Below are 21,543 nucleotides of genomic sequence, written 5' to 3' on the forward strand. Positions count from 1 at the left end.
GTCGACGAGTCCCGATGTCGTGGCGGCTGTTGTGCGCAGGAGTCATGGTTTTCCTCCTTTCTCTTCCCGCTTTTCCGGCGGAAGACGAACCGCAGCCAGATGAAGTTCACACGCTGCCGGAAGTGCTGATAGAAGGACAGCGGCTGAGGCTGACCGGGACAGGTTCACTGGGATTGACGGAGCCGAGTCAAGGCAGTTCACGATTAGGATTGACCGTGCGGGAGATCCCTGCCAGTATCGAAATCATTTCCCAACAGACGGTTCAGGAGCGGGGATTGCGGACGGTCTCAGAGGCCATGCAAGCCGCCATCGGCGTGACGGTCGGCGATCATCCTGTTTCCCCTGGTGCGTTTTCCATGCGGGGGTTTAGCGGAAATCAAATTCGTTTACTCTTCGATGGGCTCTCGCTCGGCCCGACTGGCTTCGTCACTCGTCCCCGCGATTCGTGGAATCTCGACCGCATCGAAATTCTCAAGGGGCCGGCTTCCGTGTTGTACGGAGAAGGGGCTGTGGCGGGAATGATCAACCTCGTTACCAAGCGACCGGATCGGAAGGTGGAAGGTAGTGAAGTTTCGGTCTCGTACGGGTCCTACAATACGGTGCGAGCCGGTCTTGGAAGTGGAGGAACCCTGGGCTCCAAGTCCTTACATTACCGCATCGATGGCAGCTATCAGAGCGCCGATAGTCTCATGGGGGTTCAACGAACGCCGTATGCGCTCTACAACTTGACCAGTGCCTTGTTATACGACGTGTCCTCGGACTTCCATGTGGAGTTGTCGTTCGACGTTGCCTACGATCAATCCAACCCGTATTGGGGAACGCCGTTGGTTCCCAAGTCATTTTCCACTGATCAGGTCAACGGTGTGGTGGACACCGCAGACCATCGAACTATCGACCATCGCATGTTGCGAAAAAATTATAATGTGCAAGACGGCAACATGAGCGCGTTGACGACATGGACAAAATTGAAGATGGCGTGGCAGCCGCTGGAATGGGTCAACGTGCGGAATCAAAGCTTTTACTACACGGCTTCCAGGGAATGGAAAAATGCCGAGACCTACAGCTTCGATCCTGGTACCGAACTGATTGACCGGGACCGTTTCCTCGTGGAACACGATCAATGGGTCGTCGGTGACCGGTTTGAATTGCAGGTAAATCACCCGATTGGGGATTTTCAGAATCGCTTTGTCAGCGGCATCGAATTCAATCACATCAACTTTACCCGTCCCAGTTATTATGCCGGCAACGTGGACAGCGTTGATCCGTTCTCACCTGTCCAGGGGGTGTTTGATGGGGGTTCGACCGCCAAACAAATCGCCAGGGTGACCAATACGGCATTTTTCGCCGAGGATCAATTCAGTGTGCTCGAAACCCTGAAGATTGTGGCCGGGATACGGTACGATCTGATTCATTTGGAACGCAAACGATATAACACGCTCGGGGTGTTGAATCCGGCGACCAGTTTTACGGAGAATTTCGACCCGCTGACGTGGCGGGTCGGTGTCGTTTACGATGTCATACCGCAGATGACCCTGTATGGTCAGTATGCGACCGCAGCCGATCCCGTCGCGGGAAGTCTCTTCACGCTGAGTCCCGGCCAACGGTTCGACCTGGCGAGGGGAGAGCAGTGGGAGGTGGGTATCAAGGGACAGTTCTGGGATGACCGCATTCAATGGACGGTCGCTTATTTCGATATCCGCCGCAAGCACATCCTGACGCAGGTTTCGCAGAATGAGTCCGTGAACGTCGGGAAGCAATCGTCCAAAGGGGTTGAGATTGACCTGGCCGCGAAGGTGACGGATGCGTGGCGGGTTCAGGGAAATGTGACGTTTCTCTCGGCCAAGTTTGACAAGTTTTCGCAATTATCAGGCGGAAACCTGGTTTCACGCAATGGCCATCGTCCTCCTGAAGTGCCGCAGACCGTGGCCAATCTATGGTCCGTCTATCGATTGCCGGTTACTGTTCCGGTCGATGTGGGCGCGGCCTGGCGTTATGTCGGTGACCGGTATAACGATACTGCGAATACGATACGTCTGAGGTCGTATATGACCGTGGATGCGTGGCTCTCTGTGGCGTACAAGCAATTCTGGATGACATTTCGAACCCGGAATCTGTTCGACCAGACGTATGCCATCTGGGGGTCGCAATTTTATCCCGAGCAAGTGTTGATCGGGGCGCCGAGGACCTATGAGCTGAGTGTGACTGCCCGCTTTTGAGAACACTCGCGGGGCGGTTCAAAAAAGCCGCCGCCTACTCCGCCGAAGTGGCGACGAAGGCCGGGAGTGGCGTTCCCGGCAGACAGGGCGACCCGGCATGTGGCCGATTCGCGAGAGTTCAGGGTTTAGGGGCTAGGATTGTGGCGAGACGACCTGCACCTCGATCCCGTCCACCGGGACGTCGATGCCGGAAAGCACGATCCGGTCACCTGCCTGGAGTCCTCCCCGGACCAGGATGCGATCCGGCTCCTGTTTGAGCACATCGAGTTGGCGAACCGCGACCCGGTTGTCGTGATCGACGATCATCACTTCATTGCTCGTGGTATTGATCGCAGAAGGAGGCAGGATAAAGATGCCAGGCCGTTCCCGCCCTTCGATGTTCGCCTGCACGAACGTGCCGGGCAGTAGCGGCGGTTGATTGTCATGCGCGGCGAACGGGTTCGGGACGCGCGCGACCAGGAATAGCTGCCCGGTGGTCGGCTCCAGCGCGCTTTCGGCGCGAATGATGCGGCCCTCCCATCGGGCCGTGGTTCCACCCACCATGGCGCTCAAGGTGACCGTGGGCATGGCCCGGCTTTGGTCTGAGCGTTGGCCTGAGGGTCGGTAGGACGAGGATACGTCGATAAACGACAATTCGTCCATGGAGACCGGCAGGCGCACCTCCGCGCTGTCGGTCGCGTACAGTCGCGCCACGGTTTCTCCGGGCACGATGTATTGCCCGACATCCACAAGCTTGGTTCGAATGCGTCCGTCGAACGGCGCTGTGAGGACGCAGCGAGAGCGTTGTAATGTCGCCTTGGCCAGTTCGGCTTTGGCGGCGGCGACCTTGGCGCGCATTTCCGCGAGCTGTGGTTTCCGGAGAGCCAGAGGCGTTGGTGTTCCCTCGCCCAGCGCGTGCCATTCGTTAAGGGCCTGATCGCCTTGAGCTTCTTCTTGCGCCAATTGCCGCCGGGCTTCAGCCAACCGACTCTTGGCTTCGATCATCGCCAGTTGATAATCGCGGGGATCGACCATAATCAGCATGTCCCCTCGACTGAAAAACCCGCCAGCCGCGAAGGACGGGTGAACGCGGGTGACTTTTCCGGCAACCTCCGTGACGAGATCGATTTCGGTGCGCGGCATGGCGATGCCTTGCGATTTGACCGTCAGGCGCACCGTCTGCGGTTGTGCTTCGAGGACTTCGACGTGTGGGATCGTGGGCTGCTGTATGTCCGGCTCCGGCTGAGAACGATTGGCCAGGACCGCCAGGGACGTGACGACGCCGATGAGTAGCACACCGATGGGTAATACGGTTCGAATCATACGGCGCCTCCCAACGCGAGATGCAAGTCGATGCGATTGTTGAGCAGACGCCGTTTCACCGTCAAGTGTGCGCTTTGAGCCTCCAATGTTCCGCGGAAACTATCGAGCAGCGTGAGGATGGTGGTGAACCCGTGGCGGTAGGCATAGACGGACAGACGCTGGTTGGCTTCGGCGTGCCGCACGGCTTCGGCCAGCGCCCGTTCCCTCGCGCTCAAGCGTTCTTCCGTGGCCAACGATTGCTCGACTTCCTGGAACGCTTCGAGCGCCGTTTGATGAAAATCCTCCAGCGCTTCCGTGACGGCGGCCTCTTGCCGTGCAATGTTCCCCTCCAGGCGGTCTCCCGCGAAGATCGGCTGCAGCAGCCCGGCGCCCACGTTCCACACGAGCGCCTCCGGGCGAATCACGTCTTTGAGCGAGGTGCTGCGAACGCCGCCCCAAGCGGTCAGCGTAATATTGGGAAGCAGGGCCAGGTTTGCGTTGAGCAACCGTTGGTCTTGCGCTTGCAACCGCCGCATGGCCGCGATGATGTCGGGACGCCGTTCCAGGAGTTCCGCAGGGACACCGGCCGGCAGCGTCGGCGGCAGTGGGGGCAATGGCTCGCCGGGGCTCAATTCACCGGCTGGGTACCGGCCAAGCAAGACCTCCAAGTGGCGAGAGGTTACCTGCACCAGGTTTTTCGTCTCGGCGAGTTGGGCTTCCGCATTCGCCAGATCGGTCAGCGCCAGGCTCAAGTCCAGGCCCTGGGCCAGGCCCCGGGTGAATCGTCCACGCACCAGTTCCACCAGCATGCGCCGGTCCGAGACCGACTGCCGGGCGACGGCTTCCTGCTGTCCCGCTTCGAGTAATGCAAACCAGGATTGCGCAGTTCGCGCGGCGAGCGACAGCGCCGCTCCGTTCAGGTCTGTGCTGACGGCTTGCGCCTCGAATGACGCGGCGTCACGCGCGGCACGAATCCGCCCCCAGATGTCCAGTTCCCATGAAAGACTGAACAGGGCCCCCAAGAGACTCCGTTCTTTTCGATCCTCATCCACCACAAACGTTCCCTGTCGGCCCCGTTGCACATCGGTGAGGGCATTGATGTGCGGCAGGCGCGGCGCTCCGGCTATGCGCACCGCCGCCTGAGCGATCTCCACGCGGGCCGCTGCGGCTTTCAGGTCGTGATTCGTCGTCAACGCTTCCTGCACCAGGGTCTTGAGCTTCGGGAGTTGAAACGTGTCGACCCAGTGTTCGGCTATCTGGTGGGCGGCGGTCGCCGAATCTGCCGTCCAACGCACTGGCAGTTCACCGATGATGGATTCGCCATCCCGGTCCGGCGCCGTCATGCAGCCGGCAAGCAAGGTGATCACCAGCGTAAGCGTAAAAACACCCGTTCTTATCTTCATGTTCCCTGTGAGCGTGATGTGGCCATATCGGTCTTGAACAACGTGGCAGATTCATCCAGCGGCTGGATATGTTCCAGGAGCAAGGCGGTCACCGGCACGATGAACAGGGTTGCGAGCATACCACCCAACAGACCGCTGGCAAACGCGACGGCCATGGGCACGAGAAACTGTGCCTGCGCGCTGGTCTCGAACAGCATGGGAACGAGTCCCGCGAAGGTCGTGAGGAACGTGAGCAGAATCGGACGAAAACGGACTTGGCACGCCTCGCGTATACAGGTGTGCAGCGGCAGGTCCGGCTTGTCGCGCTGACGCCTCCGCACATCATGGAGCAGGACCAGGCTATCGTTGATGACGACACCGCTCGCGCCGATCATGCCCACCAGCGATTCCATCGAGAGGGACAGGCCCAGGACCAGGTGCGTCGCGATCCCGCCGACCCACGCGAGAGGAACGGCCAGAAGAAAGAGCAGGGGCAGGCGATAGGTGCGAAATGAGACGGCCAGGATCGCATAGATCAGCACCATGGCAAAGACGGTGTTCCGGCCGAGAGTCCGCAACGCCGCTTCCTGTTCCTCCCGTGCCGGTCCGACGCCGATACGCAGGCCGGGGTTGTTCCGGGTGAGTTCGTCGATCAAGCCGGATTCCATGGAGGTATAGATGGCATGGGCATCCCCCAGGTCGGGATTCAGCCGCGCCCGAACCCAGACCAGCTCTTGGCGGTTTTCACGGGTCACGCTCTCGGCTTGCGGGAGCCATTGCCATGTCGCCAGCGATTCCAATGGCGCCTGACCGCCGGTCGGCAACAGGATCGGCAATTGCCGAAAGTCATCGAGCTGCTGCCGTTCGCTGAGCGGCAGGCGCACCATCACCTTCACTTGTTCCCGCCGCCGGTAAAAGCGCTGGACCTCTTCGCCCAGGTAGGCTTGCCGGACTTGATCGGCCACCTCTTCAAGCCGCAGACTTAAGCGTTCCGCTTCAGGCCGGAGTTTCAGGCTGAGCTGCGGCCGGCCTTGAATGTGGGAATGCTTGGCATCGAACACGCCGGGCAGGGCGGTAAGATGACGGAGCATCTTGTCCACGGCGGATTGCACGGTCTCACTGTTTGTCGCGCTGACCCGCCACTCCAGATCATGGTACGTGTCGCCTTCCTTGTACTGGAAGTCCAGCGTGGCCTTTCCGATATCGCCGATGTTTTCCCGCCATTCCCTCGCCAGCGCCGCCACGGAAAACCGCTGGCGCGCGCCGGGCGCCAATTCAACCCAGAAGCCTGCCCAATCTTCGTAGATCATGCTTTCGATGCCAGAAACGGGGCTGCTCGCCCCGGTGGCCTGGCGGGATTCCAGCGAGTCCCGCAATTGGCTGTAGGCCTGTTCAACCTGTTTCGACAAGGTCTGGACGGCCGAATACGGCGTGCCGGGAGGGACGTTCAGGAACAGGGCAATGGTATCCTTCGGCACGTCGGCTTGAATGGTGAGCCGGAGATGGCCGCCCGCGACCAGCGCTGCCGAGATCATCATAACCGCGGCGCAGCTGGTCAACAACAGAAACGGTTGACGGAACGCTCGATCCAGGAACGGCAGATACGCACGATGGATCAGAGTATTGAGGCCGCGGGTCGCCCATTGGCGCAGTGCCTCGACCCCGCGGGATGATTCGCGTACGGCATGCGTGAGATGCGCGGGCAATATGCAGAGGGCTTCGATGAGTGACAATCCCAGGGCCAGCACCACGACACTGCAAATGGGCCCCAGAAGCGATTCCGCCCAGCCGGTGAGGAAGAGGCCCGGAAGAAAGGCAAGCATCGTGGTCACGACCGCCAGCGTCACCGGTTTCGCAACCTCTCTGAGTCCGCGGATCGTCGCGGTGTTCATGTCCGCACGGATTGGCCGTGGGGAGGCGGAATCCGTCCATGCGGCTGCGGCGGCCTCCTGATGGCGGTTAATGCTCTCGCTCACGATAATCGTGTCATCTACTAAAATCCCCAAGGCTAACACGAAGCCGAAGAGGCTCAGCATATTAAGGGAAATGCCGAGCAGCCACATACCGCCCAACGTGCCTACCAGAGCGGTGATGACGCCCGTGGCCACCCAGAACGCCAGATGCCGGCTCAAGAACACGGTCAGAACCAGAAAGATCAGGACAAAGCCCATCAGGCCGTTTTCCAGGAGCGTGCCTACCCGCTCGTCGAAGGCCTGGGAGTCATCGTACCAGGTAATCAAGCGCAGGCCGTCCGGTAGCTGGGAGTCCATGTTCCGGACATAGTCTTTGATCCGCCTGGCCACTTCGACCGCATCGTCTTTGGCGAACACCTCCCACCCCTGGCAGGGCATGCCGTTGTGGTGCCAGATAAAATCCCGTTCGGCCAGGCCGTCGCGGATGGCGGCGATATCCCGGAGAGGCACACGCGATCCGTCAGATGCCGTCAACAGTACCTGTTCCCCAAACGTGTCGGCGGTGAGGGCCTGGCCCTGCGTCCGCAAGACGATATCCCCGGCCTTGGATTTAATCCGGCCGCCCGGAAGATCCAGCGAGCTTTGGCGCAGGGTTTCGGCGATCTCTTTGAGGGTCAGTTTGGAGCGGCGAAGACGTTCCTGGGGAATCTCGATGGCGAGTTCATAGGGCACGTATCCGTAGTTGTTCGCGAGATTCACGCCGGGGATGCGTGACAGATCGGCCTGGATATCTTCTCCCAACCGGCTGAGGTGGATCTGATCAGTCCGGCCGTACAGCGCGACCCAGATCACGCCGTCATCGCCCTGCCGGCGTCCCTCCCGCACATCAATACGGTCTATGCCGCCGGGAAGCTTGGGGATGTTCTGAATCCGGGCGTGAATGGCGGCGATCAGCGGTTGCAGCGCTTGGGTTCTGGTCGCATAGACGATGATGGAGCAGGCATCCTCCTGCCGCCAGGTCTGTCCGGCTTTGGTGTTGATGCGGTGGATGCCCTCGAGGTCATAGATGGCCTCTTCGATGGGGATACAGACCCGTTCCGCGATTTCCTCCGGTGTGGCCCCGGGATAGTAGGCCTTGATGTCGATCTGTTGCGGGCTAAAATGGGGAAACACTTCCTTCTCGACCGAGGAAAGTCCAGCGAATCCCGCCAGGAGGATCAAGCCCATGAGGACGTTGGCCGCGACGGAATTTTTAGCGAACCAGGCGAGCATATGCATCGGGATGACATTCCCATACCAGGAAACACGGTTGCGTGCGAACCTGTACCATCTCACAGGCCCTCGCGCCGGTCAATCAATGAACGGTCATGTCTATGGATGCATACGTGTGCAACAATCAGAAGCCCAACTTCAAGCGTACGGATCCTCCTGCATTTTGTTGCTCTTATCGTTCTGTGCGATGGCTTTCGACTACTTCAGTTTGCCGTTGACGAATCTATTCACGAACAGAGAAGCTGGCATCTTTAGTTTTGTCAGATAGGTTTTGGTAGAAACGATAGATAGTAGAGAGCCATGGATTTGAGGAATATGTCGGCATATGAAATGCGATGTCCTACGTAAATTTCGAAACGGCAAACAAGGCTTTTTCTTCATGACGTCGGCCTCTTTCTCGTCCACGCCGGTTCTGTCGCCAGCGGATCAACCCGGTGATAAACAGGGCGCCGGGGACGAGGCCAAGACACAGGATCATGAATCGTCCCGGCCATCCGAAGGCTTCGCCGCTGTGGAGGGGAAAGAGCCAATGCATGAACGTTTGGCCAGTCGTATAGTGTGCGGGGTCATGGGTGTGGAGAACCTGCCCGCTATACTGGTCGATCCATAGGGCCCTTGCGGGGAGAATATCGGTCCGCTCCAATGGGGCCTTTTTGACGATTTTATAGACTCCGTTCGCTCCCTGCGGAAAAAATATCCACTGAAACCGTCCATCCGGAAACGTCTCGTCGGCGATGGCTGCCACTTCATCGAAGCCGATGGGGCGTTGTTCGTGAGACGGGGCCGATGTGAGGTGCGGTGTCGTTCCGGTCGTCGAAAATATCCCGATCAGCGCTTTCACGTAGTCGGGAAACACCAGGTAGAGGCCTGAAAACAGCGCGATCATCAAGAGGACTGACGCATAGAAGCCAACGGTTTTGTGAAGGTCATAGAGAAAGCGCTGGTGGCTCCCGCCGCGTTTGATCGTGAAGGCTGACGAGATATGTGTTGAAGCCGGCCACCACAAGACAATCCCCGAAGCGAGCAATACCATCAGTGCGAGGGCGATGATTCCGACCAAGGTTGCGCCTTGCGCGCCGAGCGCGAGGGTGTAATGCAGGCGCAGAATAAAATCGAACAAAGAACCGCGCCATGGCCGTTCCATATCGAACTGTAACCGTTTACCCGTAACCAGCGCGGTGTATGGGTCAATGAAGACCTGGTGCCACTCGAGTTGCTTCGGGTCGGGCGCGGGTCGGCTGTAGGTGACCACGAAGCCGGAATCCGGAAAACGCGGGTAGACGAGCGCGTAGGGCTGGCCGTCGGCAGGGATCACCGACCGGGCGGCCGCGACGATATCGTCAAGGGAACGCAACGCCTTTTCTTGATCGGCGTGGGCAGAGACCTGGATCAGGGCAGGATGCATCCAGACATCCAGCTCCGGCCAGAATGCCAGGAGACTCCCGGTCAAGCCGATGATCGTGAAGACCAGTCCGGCCGAAATTCCCAGAACGGCGTGCAGCGTTCTCCAACAATGGCGATGCCGCCTTCTGGCTAACCGGCTCTCGGTTGTTGCTTTGTCCCGCATTGGGTTCGTGCACTGTGCCCTTCGCCTCAGTACTCGACGCGGATCGAGCCCAGGAACGTGCGTGGCGCACCGGGCGTGGTCGAAAATCGATCGCCGATCGTGGATTCGTAGTAGGTCTTGTCGAACAGGTTGTAGACGTTCAACTGGAACGCCATCCGGGCTTTGTAGAACGGAAACTGATACCGGACCAACGTATCAACTCGTCCGTAGCCGGGGAGTTGAAACGTGTTGGCCGTGTCCCCCTCGCGTTCCGACGCCAGATAGACGCCCGCTCCCAGGCTTAAGCCTTCCAGCGGGGTCTTTGGCAGGCCGTCGTACTTGGCCCAGAAACTTCCGATGTGCTTGGCGGCATTGAACAACCGGTTGCCTTTATCCTGTCCCTTGGTAATTTCAACATCCGTGTAGGCATAGGTGGCGATGAGGCTCACTGAGTCGGTGAGCCGGCCCGCCAGGTCGATTTCCACGCCCTGGCTTCTGGCTTCGCCGATAGCACGGGCGAATCCGGTCACCCCAATTGGCACGGGCGTGTTTTGTCTGGTGAGATGATAGAAGACCACTGAGGAGGTCAACCGTTGCTCGAAGAACTCCGTTTTGAAACCGGCCTCATATTGTTTGGCGATCTGCGGGTCTAAGACTTTCCCGCTAGGCGAGACGCCGGTATTCGCGGCTCCCAGCGATTCTGAGTAGTTTCCGAAGAGCGAGAGCCAGGTCCAGGGCTGATAGAGTACGCCGACGCGGGGACTAAACCGGTCATTGTTGACATCGTTTCGGGCAGCTTTGGCTGTTGTGAGCGATGCTTGAGGGATGCCACGCACAAAACCAACGCCGAATGTGGCCCAATCATAGCGGCCGCCACCCAGGATATGCAGCTTGTCCCAGAGCGTGATCTGATCCTGAAAATAGACCCCCGTCCAATCATTGCGCTGATCAATAAAGGTGTTAAACGCCGTATTGACATTCGCTACGCCAACGCCGTGAGCAGGGTTAAAGATATTGATCGGGCCGACTGGGGTATTCAGTGCGCGTACTGTTACCGTCTGATCGTAAATATCCCACCCGATCAGGACGCGATGTTTGATGGCTCCGGTGGAAAACTTGCCGGTGAGATCTACCGTGCCGTAGTAATAAGTGCCTTTGGCATCCCCACCATTGAAATCGCGGCTCATTTCGCCGGTGGTGAGATCGAGGGCATTCCCTGCGGTAAGTCTGTCTCGGCTATTGCGGTCCATCTTGACGAAGCGGCCACGGATGCTCCAGTCCTCGGTGAATTGATGGCTGGCGCTGATGCCCAGATGATACAACTGTGTCCGACTTTCGTCTGTGGACGGTTCGCCTAGAAATCGCGAGATGGGAATCTTGGCCGGCCGGTCGCCGATGGCTGGAATGCCAGTCCAGTCATTGACCGTCTTTTCATCCGAATAAAAATAGTCCACATCGATGAGGGTACGCTCGGTGAGACGCCACCGCATGGATGGAGCTAAGAGCGTTCGATCGGTAAACACATAATCCCGGAACGACTGACTGTCTAAATTTTCAAAATTAAACCGGTATTGCAAAGTCCCATTCGACGTGAGCGGGCCGGTAGCGTCTCCGGTCGTACGATATTCCTCGTAAGAGCCTAACTGCTGCTGCAGACTGTAATAGGGGGTGGCCTGCGGACGCTTGAGCACCATGTTGATCATGCCGCCCGGCGGGATGCGGCCGTAGAGATTGGCCGACGCCCCCTTGAGCACCTCGACACGTTCAACGAGAGCAGTAGAAAGACGACTGGCGGGAAATCGAAACCCGTCCAGATAATTGGCGAATTGCGTGTTGAACCCGCGAATGATGAACTCTTCGGAAAAACCGCCCTGGGTGTTTCCTTGGAGTACGCCGCTGACATTCTTGATGGCATCGCCCAGTTGAATGGCCTGCTGATCTTTCAGCGTTTCCGGCGTCACGACCTGGATGGATAATGGCGTTTCCATGATCGGCGTATCCAGCTTTGTCGCAGTGGTGGCATTGGGTGCGGTGTAGGAGTCGCGTATCAGCCGGAACCCCGGCACCAGCACTTCAGGCAAGGTCTCGACAGGCGTATCGTCCACTGACCGACGCGGCGTTCGAGCCTCGGCTTCCGAATCGGCCGTGGTCAGCGGTGTTGGAGGAAGAAGTCCTTGTTTGATCGTGACGGTGCCCGAAGGCGTGATGTCATACGTCAACCCTGACCTTTTGAGCAGCCGTTCAAGGGCTTGATCGGCTGAATAGGTGCCGGTCAGTGCAGGAGCCTTCCGGTCACGGCTGACGTCGCTGCTGTACAGGATGGGAAGCCCGCTTTGCTTCCCGAATGCCTGCAATGCGCTCGATAAGGACTGGGCCGGAATGTCGAAGATCATCGGCCGGTTCGGCATATCTTGCTCTGCGGCCTGAACGAGCGCCTTGCTCTGATCCCAATGCAGGCCACTGCAGACGACCAAAAGAATCAGTATCGAACGTGTCGCGGCCTGAGCAAGAAAGGAATGGCTGACGGAGCGTGAGTGAAAAGTCTGCATGAACCCTGTCTCCATGAAGATGAATAAATATAATCTCGCGGGGCATGCGATGGCGCAGCCGCATGAATCAACTGCAGTTAGACGGATGAGGATCAAAAAACCACATGAAGAATATTCTTGGCGAGGGGGAAATGCCCGCTAACGAAAAGGTGATGAAGATCGTCCCGTGATGGCGTATTCAGTGAAGGAAGACGAAGTAGGGGGTGAGGCGGACGATTTCAGCCGGCGTGGTTTCGTCGATCGCGGTCACGGCATTCTCGAGCGCATTCAGTCGGAAGATGCCGTTCACCCGATGTCTGGCGAGCGTGCGGTTCAGCAAGACGATGGTTCCCTGCCGATGCCGGTTGATGGAGGTAATGGCTTCGCCGAGCGGTGTCTGGTCGAAGATAAGATAGCCTTCTCGCCAGGCGGTAAGCACGTCGAGCTTGGCATTGGGCACGGTGTGCAATCCATGAGTCGGGTCGTACGCGCCCACCATGTCCTTGGTGAACCTGGATCTTTGTTGCAGGAGAGGGTACGTGACCTCGACCTCACCTTCCAGTACCGCTATCTGCGTACCGACTCTGTCGCGGTTGACGAGAAATTCCGTCCCGATGGCTTCGGTCGTGCCCTGGCCGCTTCTGACGAGTAGCGGTCGCCGGGAGTCGGGCTTGACGGTGAAGTAGGCTTCTCCGCCCACGAGTTCGATGTTTCGGCGAGTTGAGGTGTACCGGACGTTGAGGGCCGTTTGGCTGTTCAACTCGACCAGGGTTCCATCGGGCAGCGAGACCGTCCGGCGTTCCCCCACACCTGTCGTATAATCGGCCATCCAATGCGGATACGTGGCGAGACCCAAGGCCACAAACACGCCGATCATGATCGTGGCTGCTACCGCCAGCCATCGTCCGGCGGCCGTCTGCGGGCGTCTTGGTGTTGCCGGAGGAGAAAGTGGGCGCATGGTTTTGCCTCGCTCTCTTTTCAAGGGAGTCGCGCCGCGAAAGGGGCCTTCCTCTAATGAGTCTATTCCTCGCCAAAGATTATTGACTTCCTTCCAGGCTTGCTCATGCGCCTGACTTTGCCCCTGCCATCGTTCAAATTCATGTTGATCTTCCGCTGTCGATTCGCCGGAGGTTAGACGGATTTGCCAGTCGATGGCTTCCTGACGCAACCTGTTGGGTTTGTCGTTGGGGGCAGATGGGTGCATGAGTCCTTCGCGTGAAACGCTTTGTCCTAAGAGAGCCCTCGCTATCTTAGACGGATAACGGATCGAAAACCACAATTTCTTGAACAGAGAGAAGAAGCGGGGAAGGGGTGAGTGTCCTTTACATGCTGTCAACACGGGCTAAACAATGCGAGAGCGCGCGCTTGAGGTTTTCTTCGACGGTCCGTTTTGAAACCGCAAGCCGCTCGGCGATCTCCCGATGCTTCAATCCCTGTATACGGTTCAGATAAAATATTCTTTGGCAGAGGGGCGATAATTCTCCCAGGGCCTCATTGATCTGCCGGAGTTGTTCCTTGGCGAGCGCGATGGTTTCCGGCGTCCTGATGTCCACGCGCGGCAGGTGTTGGAGTTCGACTTCCTGCAGCGCCTGGACATGACAGGCATGGGTTCGGTAATGATCTTTGGCGAGGTTGATTGCGATCTGAAATAGGTAAGTTTTGAGGTGACGGATAGTCCGGAGATCCTTGTGTCTCAGGAGCCGTACGAACGCTTCCTGCGCGATATCCGTGGCAAGATGCGGAGACTTCACGTGCTGCGTCACAAAATGGACTAATTCCTCATGACAGTCAGCATGCAGGGCTCTGAGGCAGCTCTGCTCTGTCTCGCGGGTACACTCACCCAACGCTGGGACCGGCAACTGAGTATGAAGCATGATCCGGATCTGGCAATTCCTGAGTACTAAACAGACACCGTTCAGGTTATAGCAGCAATCATTTCTTCCCTACCACCGATCGACACACCTATTGCTCATGTCTGCTACAACAATGATGAAAAGTTGGAGAACAGCCAAGAGAAAGGGGCCAGGCGGAAACGTCTGTTCTACGAACGGTGATGCTCAATTAAACTTCCATTCGATGCCGCCAAATCCGCTGATGCCCTGCCCCGGGTTAAAATACCGGCCCAACGAGTCGTTCACGACGACCGCGCCGGCGTACGTTTGGTCGCTCAGGTTCCGGCCTTCGGCGAAGAACGACAGGCTCTTGTTGTAGGTGTACCCCGCGCGAAGGTTGACGATGAAGTAAGCGGGGTTCTTGGTGGTATTCAACGAATCGACGTAAAAGCCGGCCAGCGACCATTCAAAGTTCGGGGCAATCCACAATCCTGCCGGATGGTCATATCGCACTTCGCCCGTCAGGTAATGTTCCGGCGCGCCGGGAACGCGATTCCCGTCCTTGGCGACGATGGCTCCCCCTCCAAAAACGTCGTCCGTGAATTTGAAGAGTGACCAGGTATAGGCCGATCGCACGGTGATCGTATCAGTTTGATGTTTCGGCCCGGGTGCCAGCAGCCCATGGGCGACGATGATACTGCCGCCGGCTTCCACACCGGTGTGCCTTGTACTCTTGGCATTCTGGTAGGTGCTTTGATTGTTGATATTGGAGGCGATGATTTCCTTTTGCATTTCCAAGTTGAACACGGTGATATCCCATGAGAGACGGCGATCGGCGGTGATCCCGCGTGTTCCCAGTTCAAATTGCCAGGCCCGTTGCGCATCGAGGGAGAGGAACGCGCTGGTTGGTGTGGAGCCGTCCGGGTTGACGGAAGAGGTAAGCTCGAGATTGATCGGCGGTTCGTACCCACGGCTGACATTTCCGTAGATTTGTGAGGTTTCGGTCGTTTGATAGGAAAATCCGATTTTCGGGGTGATGGCATTGAATTGACGGAGATCGGTCCGGCTGCTGGTCAGGTTGCCTGAAAACGGGCTGAAGAGCTGGTTTCGGCCTTGTCGAATGCTGTAGTCCCACCGGCCTCCGGCGATGAAAATGAACTCCTCCGTGACATTGAACTGGTTTTCCAGGTACGTGCCAAAATTGGTCGTTTCGAGGCTGAGATTTTGGGTTTTTGTCCCGCGATCCCCGAGATTGTTCACGAAACGGCGCTGGTTGGTATCTGCGTATCTTGGCTGATGGCCGATGATGAACAGATTGTCATGACCAAAAATCGGGTTGGCGTTGCTGTACCGGATTTCTCCCCCCACATTATAATTGTCCTGAACGATGGTCTGGAAAATGGGATGATCGATATATTGATAAGAATAATAGGGGATGATTTCAAAAAATTGATTGGCGCTGAACTCGTTCCGGTACGCGATTCCGGTCCGGATTAAGTTGTAATAGCGTCCGTATTTGCAAGCCTGATTGGGGCCGCAGGCAAAGGGACTGATCCCGCCCAGGGTGTTGGCCTGCTGGTTGTTGTCTTCTAGCTGCGCCTTCGTTAAGGACCCGGGTAGACGTTCCGCCACCACACCTCCCAGGATATAGGCTCGAACTTCCTGATGCGTGCCGATTTTCAAGCCGAAGTTGGCGTTGAGTCGTTGCCGGTCCTGTTGACTGTTATCCTGGAAACCGTCCTGATGGTTCCCCGACGCGCTGATGTAGTAATCGGCGACCGCATCCATGTGGCCAATTTTAAAAGGCTGCGTTACGTATCCGCTGGAGACCTGCCCCATAATCAGCCCAAAACTCCCGCCTTGAAGTCTGACCTGCATGCGTGACGCGTTGTACCCGGTTCGCGGGACGAAATTGATGGCCCCGCCTATCGTATTGGCGCCATAGCGTAGCGCATTGGCGCCTTTGTACACCTCGATGCGTTCATACGCGAGAAGGTCGATGGATTCAAAATCCGAAAACCCGTCGGCATCGCCAAAGTAGATTCCATTGATGAGAATGTTGATGCCGCGGTGATGAAAGTTGTTGCGAAGGGACGTGCCGCGGATTTGAAATTGTCCTTCGTCGGCGCCAAACCGGGTCTGAAAGCGAACGCCGGGAACGAACTGTAACACGTCGTTCAGATTGAGGCCGCGGGATTGGTTGATTTCCTGTGCTTCGATCAACGCGACGCTTCCGGGACGGCGAGCCAGTTCTTCTTTCACGATATCGATGTTTTCGATTCGTTTGCCTTCGATCAGGACGGGTGGCAGCATTTCGACCTCAGGGGCTTTCTGGTCCGTCGGCGGTTCGGCAAACGTCGTCGTGACCATAGCCGACATGAAGGCCAAGCACAGGCAGAGCAGGAAAAAAGGACTGTACGGACTTCGACACACTTTCGCGATCATACTCATTGACCCTTTCTTGTGAGACAGACGATTCGTTCATGAAAACGAATCTATTCTGAGAACATTCATGTATTAGTGCGCATGGACGTGTGGTTCGATCGACAATGGGACACCCTGCTTGACGCGAAGGGTGATCTGACGGACTTGCTGAAAGTCGCGGATCGGATCGCCGGCCAATACGAGAAAGCTGGCTTCATACCCTTCTTGCAGCTTGCCAATTTTTCGCCCGGGGAAGATGGCGTCGGCGGTGTTTTCACACCACAATTTCAGCAACGTGCGGTTATGAAAGACGCCTAGGTCCTGCAGGTGCAGGGCTTCGGCGAGGGAGGTCTCGGCGTGATCACTGCCGATGGCGATGTTGACGCCATGGCGGTGGAGCAATTGAAGATTATCGCGTTGAATCGTTTGGGCTGTTCGTTGAATCCTTGTCATATGGGCTTCCTGATGAGGCGTCCCGGCGTGGGGCTCATGTCCATGGGAGGACGTCTGGGCATGTGTATGGTGTCCAGCAGGGGGGAAAGCGCCGGCGACAGTCGTGCTCACGACCGTGACATTGTGCTGTCGCGCAAGGTCCGCATCCTGTTTTCGCAATACTGTTTCTTGAGCGAGGTCGACATGAGGAATGTACCAGCCCGGCACATGAGCGATTTCATCCACTCCGCCCAGCACGGCTTGACGAAAGTCCTCCGCTGTTTCCACGTGAGCGGAGACCCGTAGTCCGTGCTCGTGAGCGCGGGAGACGACTGACGAGATCAGCGACGGATGGAGTCCCCGGCGAAACTGTTGCTCTACTGCCTGGGTAGAGGACTCTCGATGAGATCCGTGACCGACATAAATTTTCAGAAAGTCGGGTTTGCCCGATAGGATTTTGGGCCATGTGTGATCTAGATCCTGACGTGAGTCGATGACGAAATAGGCACGATCCTTAAACCATCCCCGTTTCTTTTTCCCGATTAGGGGTTCATAGCGATAGAGACGGAGAACCTCTTCGTAGAGTCGTATGGGGTGACTCTTGCTTGAGGTTATTCCTGCATGGGCAAAGGCGACGTCGATGCTTCGGGGGCTATTGATCTTATGTTGAATCTGTTCAGAAAACTCCCGGATGTTATTCAGGTTTTTGACGTAGAATACGCCATGCTTAAGATAGGTTTGTATCGTCTGATCCAGATGCCAGGGTCCTTCAATATTATGTGTATGGGCTTCCCCGAATGGCGGCAGGACGAATCGGCCTTGAAGATCGACAACCTCATCAATGGAGGAAGGCTGTGCCCTGGTCAGATGACCGGCCTCGACATAAAACGTCGTGTCCTTGAAGGCTTCTCCGTCGAACCATTTACCGTTGATGTACGCATAGGTCTTCTGAAAGGAAGGGAGAGAAGATTTCTCGAAATCCAGAGCTGTGGCGTGTACGGCGATGGTGATTGACAGGAGCCCAACGAGTAGACCTGCCAAGGAGATTCGAGCCGCTAAATTCAACACTCCCATTTGATGTTTCGTAACATGGAAGTTTTGACCTGGACTACCGATCGATGCACCAAAAGCTACAGGATGCTACAAGTCAGCTGAGAAATTATTTTAAAAGGACGGAAACGGGAGGGAGAGAGGGTTAAATAATGGAAGGAAGGGCCGCGGGCGAAACATCCACAGAGACAGAAGGCGTGTGCTGTCCACCGCCCACCATAAAGCCATTAATGGGACTAACGTCTCCGTAGTCACGGCCCCAGGCCAGCGTGATGTGCTCATCGCTGGGTATGCAGTTATTCGTGGGGTCAAAATCTATCCATCCAACGTTGGGGCACCAGGTCGAAATCCAGGCATGCGACGCATCAGCGCCGACGAGTTTTTCTTGCCCTTCCGGTGGATGCGTCAACAGGTAGCCGCTGATGTATCGTGCGGATAGGCCCAAGCTGCGGAGTGCGGCGATTTCCAAATGGGCGAAGTCCTGGCAGACGCCTTTTCGTGAGGTCAGCACTTCCTGAACGGGTGTTGAGACTTCCGTGACGCCGCCTTCGTACGTGAATTCCTGAAAAATTCGACTGGTCAACTCCATGACGCCGGCCAGCATGGGACGCCCAGGAGGAAAACACTCCTGGACAAAATCATACGTGGCATCGTCAATCGTTACGTAGGGAGAGTCGTACAAAAATTGCTGTGCGTCCCATATCGTCGAATCCGTCGTCCCTTGTAGCTGTTGAGCCACCTGATCCCACGGAGGGCTTTGATCCAGGTGAATGGGGTCTGGCTTTTGGACATCCACTAACGTTTGGGCTTCGACGACGAAGGCCGTATGGGGAGTCTGAATGGTCAGATGCGTCATCGGATTGCCGAAATAGTCTTGACCGTCCGACCGTACGGTGGGTAGGGGGGTGAAGTCCATGGCTGATTGCAGGCCATGTTGTCGAGGATGAGACCGCAGGGCTAAACGCAGGACATGATGGGAAATCGCCACCGGCTGGGTGTACGCAAAGGTCGTGCGATGCGTGACTCGATACATCATGGGATACCCTCAAGCCATTGAGGTCCGGAAATCCGCTGCGCGAACGAATGACTAAAATAGGTATGTGCGACAATGTCCGACAGTTGATGAACGCCTGAATCGAACTGTTTCAGCAAGCGCACGAGTTTTCCTCTGGCTTTCGTGGTCGCGTTCAGGTCGGCTATCTGAATCATGTTGGTCAGGCGGATGTCCGTGCAAATCCTCACGATAATTTTTTTGGCCGGGCTGAACGATGCCGCCGTTTCCTCATGGGGCAATTCATTCATGTGCGTCTCCACGGTGAGCAACTGGAAGATGACGGACCGGGGGTTCGTTTCATCGGCCAAGAGCAGGTCCAGGACCGCGGCCAGGTTGGCTTCCGCCTTGTATCGGGTCCGGTAGGTGATCGAACTATCCGCCAATTCCAGGAGCAGATTCAGGGCTCCGGTATTTTCAGGGTTTCCCCGCGTCGCCAGAGGTCGAATGAGTTTGGATAAATGTCGCACGCGTTCCAGGCGTCGTCCCATTTCCAAAAACCGCCATGCATAACTGCGCGTCATGTTCTCCATGACCATCCCGTTGGCCGCCGCTAAATGTTGGATCATGCGGCTGAGAAGCCGGATGGCGTCATCGATGCTTTGACCTTTGGTTTGTGCCCAGACTTTCGGAACACTGGTTAGCTCAATCAAGATATTCCAGGTGTCCTGCGAGAGGCGATGCCGCAGCAGTTCAGCCGTGCGACGAACGTTATGGAGTATTCGTGCCAAGCCATCTGGTGAATCAGGGTCGAACAAAATGGCCCGAAGTTCGGCTTCGACCATGTCGGTTCCACCGGCGACAGCCCGTTTCGCCCGGCGTGGAGACAGATGTTTTTGCATGACCAGGAGTGAAACGAGGCGAGAAAGCGTTTCCGGCTCATCGCTAAATCCGGCCTCACCGCTCATGCGCAAAAAGAGACTTCGCAAGAGCCGAATCGCGCCTTCCGCACGTTCAATGTACCGTCCGAGCCAGAACAAATTGTCTGCGGTCCGGCTGGGAAGGTCCCGGCCACCCCGGCGGAGTAGAGGTACGGTCTTCTGGGGAGGAATGACAGCTTGATGATCCTGTATGCCATGTTCCCTGACCCATGTGTCTTTACTAAAATCTCCTGGTTCATGCCAATGGCCACGGGGGTCGGATTGAACCGATACCCGGGCTAACCCTCCCGGCATGACTGAATATCCGTTTGCCGTGGCGGTCAGGTACAGCCGGAGGGTCATCGGAACCGGTTGGAGTCGTTCGTGTGATCCCCAAAAGGGTGCGGTGGATGGCGAGACAATTTCCCGTCCGACATATTCATGCCCACGCCGTGATATCGCTTGAGCGAGAGCCGCTTGTTCCTGTGGACTGAGATCCGGGCCAAAAGAAGAAAGACGGCTGTGGCTGAGGTCCCGTTTGGGGGTCAAGACCCGGCGAATCATGAGCTGCTGCATGTTCTCAAGGACATAATTTCGCTCGGTGGCCTGTCCGCACCACCAGGTGGCAACACTGGGAATTTTGAGCCCTTCGCCGAAAAAGAATTGGCAGAGCGAGGGGAGAAAACTCAACAGCACTTCGCTGTCCACTAGTCCACTTCCAAGCGCATTCGCGATGGTCACATGCCCTGCTCGAACGGCTTGCAGCAGACCCGGAATGCCCAGGGTCGATTCAGTGGATAATTCAAGGGGATCACAGAGGTCGGAGTAGATTCGTCGTAAGACCAAGTCGACGGGCTTTAAGCCATCGACGGTCTTCAAGAATAGCCGGTCGTCACGAACAGTTAAATCCGAACCTTCGACGACAGGGTAGCCCAAATATCTCGATAGATAGGCATGTTCAAAGTAGGCGGCATTTTGTGGACCGGGTGACAGAACGACCGCGAGCGGATCTTCTCGATGGGAAAAGGCTAAAAAATGTTGACTGAAGGTATGAAAAAACGAGGAGAGCCGTTGGACTTGGGCTTCGTCAAAGAGAGTGGGCAAGGCTCTCGACACGATGATACGGTTTTCGAGGGCAAAGCCGACTCCGGTCGGAGCATCGGTCCGGTCTCGCAGAACCCACCATCGTCCATCGGGCGCGCGCGCGATATCAAAGGCCAGAAAATGGAGATAGGTCTGGCCGGGTACCGGGATGTTATGGCAAGGCTGAAGAAACTGCGGATTGCCAAAGACCACGGCTGGCGGCAGCGTCCCATTTCTTAGCAACTGTTGAGGGCCGTATAAATCGCTTAAAATATGGTTTAGCAGTTGTGCGCGTTGAATAAGTCCCGCTTCCAGGTGTTGCCATTCTTCCTGGCTGATCAGCAGCGGGAGGAGGTCCAATTGCCACGGTCGAGCCGTGAGTTGACCGTCTTGACTGGCTACATACGTGACTCCGTCATCCCGCAGCATTCGTTCGGCGGTCTCGTGAGCCAACTGCCGATTGTTGGCGGTTAACCCCGAAAAGCCTTTTATGAAACCCTGCCAATGTGTTCGCAATGATCCATCCTGACTGACCAGTTCATCGAACGTATCCTGACGGGGAGGATAATAGGCCGGAGAAGTCCAAGAAGAATCTGACGAATCAGGAGAGAATGCAGCCATTAGCGTTCCCACGTGCGATGGAAGAAGAAGGACGCGACGGTGGAGGGATGCG

General features: G+C 56.9%; 12 protein-coding genes. 1 reads left to right on the top strand and 11 read right to left on the bottom strand.

Features of this window, described 5'->3' with window-relative positions:
- Positions 1-14 precede the first annotated feature (14 nt).
- A complete protein-coding gene (locus tag MRJ96_10245) occupies positions 15-2,216 on the top strand; it encodes a TonB-dependent receptor (GenBank protein ID MDR4501818.1) in 2,202 nt (733 codons plus the stop codon).
- A gap of 132 nt (positions 2,217-2,348) precedes the next feature.
- Here MRJ96_10245 and MRJ96_10250 read toward each other — a convergent pair whose 3' ends face one another.
- The 11 genes from MRJ96_10250 to MRJ96_10300 all read right to left on the bottom strand — a co-directional run bounded on the left by MRJ96_10250 (position 2,349) and on the right by MRJ96_10300 (position 21,491).
- The gene (locus MRJ96_10250) at positions 2,349-3,518 is read right to left on the bottom strand and encodes an efflux RND transporter periplasmic adaptor subunit (protein MDR4501819.1); all 1,170 of its coding nucleotides are present in this window, start codon (positions 3,516-3,518) and stop codon (positions 2,349-2,351) included.
- On the bottom strand, positions 3,515-4,900 hold the full coding sequence (locus MRJ96_10255; protein MDR4501820.1) for a TolC family protein: 1,386 nt from the start codon (positions 4,898-4,900) through the stop codon (positions 3,515-3,517). The genes MRJ96_10250 and MRJ96_10255 overlap by 4 nt, the downstream gene beginning before the upstream one ends.
- Entirely contained in the window at positions 4,897-8,070 is a 3,174-nt protein-coding gene (locus MRJ96_10260; protein MDR4501821.1) for an efflux RND transporter permease subunit, read from the bottom strand. Before MRJ96_10260 ends, MRJ96_10255 begins: the two co-directional genes overlap by 4 nt.
- Before the next feature lie 334 nt (positions 8,071-8,404).
- Positions 8,405-9,631, bottom strand: a complete 1,227-nt coding sequence (locus MRJ96_10265) for a PepSY domain-containing protein (protein MDR4501822.1) — start codon at positions 9,629-9,631, stop codon at positions 8,405-8,407.
- A gap of 26 nt (positions 9,632-9,657) precedes the next feature.
- Complete coding sequence (locus MRJ96_10270; GenBank protein ID MDR4501823.1) at positions 9,658-12,159, bottom strand: TonB-dependent receptor; 2,502 nt, start codon at positions 12,157-12,159, stop codon at positions 9,658-9,660.
- A 178-nt stretch (positions 12,160-12,337) separates the two neighbouring features.
- Positions 12,338-13,342 (bottom strand): FecR family protein, encoded by a 1,005-nt coding sequence (locus tag MRJ96_10275; GenBank protein ID MDR4501824.1) that lies wholly within the window; start codon positions 13,340-13,342, stop codon positions 12,338-12,340.
- A gap of 118 nt (positions 13,343-13,460) precedes the next feature.
- Positions 13,461-14,012 carry a sigma-70 family RNA polymerase sigma factor gene (locus MRJ96_10280; protein MDR4501825.1) on the bottom strand — a complete coding sequence of 184 codons (552 nt, stop codon included), beginning with the start codon at positions 14,010-14,012 and terminating at the stop codon, positions 13,461-13,463.
- Between the two features lie 183 nt (positions 14,013-14,195).
- Positions 14,196-16,415, bottom strand: coding sequence for a TonB-dependent receptor (locus MRJ96_10285; protein MDR4501826.1), 2,220 nt, complete (start codon positions 16,413-16,415; stop codon positions 14,196-14,198).
- Between the two features lie 72 nt (positions 16,416-16,487).
- Complete coding sequence (locus MRJ96_10290; protein ID MDR4501827.1) at positions 16,488-17,900, bottom strand: amidohydrolase family protein; 1,413 nt, start codon at positions 17,898-17,900, stop codon at positions 16,488-16,490.
- A 121-nt stretch (positions 17,901-18,021) separates the two neighbouring features.
- Positions 18,022-18,912 (bottom strand): transglutaminase family protein, encoded by an 891-nt coding sequence (locus tag MRJ96_10295; protein MDR4501828.1) that lies wholly within the window; start codon positions 18,910-18,912, stop codon positions 18,022-18,024.
- Positions 18,909-21,491 carry a circularly permuted type 2 ATP-grasp protein gene (locus MRJ96_10300; GenBank protein MDR4501829.1) on the bottom strand — a complete coding sequence of 861 codons (2,583 nt, stop codon included), beginning with the start codon at positions 21,489-21,491 and terminating at the stop codon, positions 18,909-18,911. The genes MRJ96_10295 and MRJ96_10300 overlap by 4 nt, the downstream gene beginning before the upstream one ends.
- Between the last annotated feature and the right edge of the window lie 52 nt (positions 21,492-21,543).

This window comes from Nitrospirales bacterium (assembly GCA_031315865.1).
GTDB lineage: Bacteria > Nitrospirota > Nitrospiria > Nitrospirales > UBA8639 > JAGQKC01.

Bases quoted from the DNA above. Each gene is read 5' to 3' on its own strand.
- MRJ96_10245 (MDR4501818.1), top strand. From the start codon at position 15: ATGTCGTGGCGGCTGTTGTGCGCAGGAGTCATGGTTTTCCTCCTTTCT.
- MRJ96_10250 (MDR4501819.1), bottom strand. From the start codon at position 3,518: ATGATTCGAACCGTATTACCCATCGGTGTGCTACTCATCGGCGTCGTC.
- MRJ96_10255 (MDR4501820.1), bottom strand. From the start codon at position 4,900: ATGAAGATAAGAACGGGTGTTTTTACGCTTACGCTGGTGATCACCTTG.
- MRJ96_10260 (MDR4501821.1), bottom strand. From the start codon at position 8,070: ATGCATATGCTCGCCTGGTTCGCTAAAAATTCCGTCGCGGCCAACGTC.
- MRJ96_10265 (MDR4501822.1), bottom strand. From the start codon at position 9,631: ATGCGGGACAAAGCAACAACCGAGAGCCGGTTAGCCAGAAGGCGGCAT.
- MRJ96_10270 (MDR4501823.1), bottom strand. From the start codon at position 12,159: ATGCAGACTTTTCACTCACGCTCCGTCAGCCATTCCTTTCTTGCTCAG.
- MRJ96_10275 (MDR4501824.1), bottom strand. From the start codon at position 13,342: ATGCACCCATCTGCCCCCAACGACAAACCCAACAGGTTGCGTCAGGAA.
- MRJ96_10280 (MDR4501825.1), bottom strand. From the start codon at position 14,012: ATGCTTCATACTCAGTTGCCGGTCCCAGCGTTGGGTGAGTGTACCCGC.
- MRJ96_10285 (MDR4501826.1), bottom strand. From the start codon at position 16,415: ATGATCGCGAAAGTGTGTCGAAGTCCGTACAGTCCTTTTTTCCTGCTC.
- MRJ96_10290 (MDR4501827.1), bottom strand. From the start codon at position 17,900: ATGGGAGTGTTGAATTTAGCGGCTCGAATCTCCTTGGCAGGTCTACTC.
- MRJ96_10295 (MDR4501828.1), bottom strand. From the start codon at position 18,912: ATGATGTATCGAGTCACGCATCGCACGACCTTTGCGTACACCCAGCCG.
- MRJ96_10300 (MDR4501829.1), bottom strand. From the start codon at position 21,491: ATGGCTGCATTCTCTCCTGATTCGTCAGATTCTTCTTGGACTTCTCCG.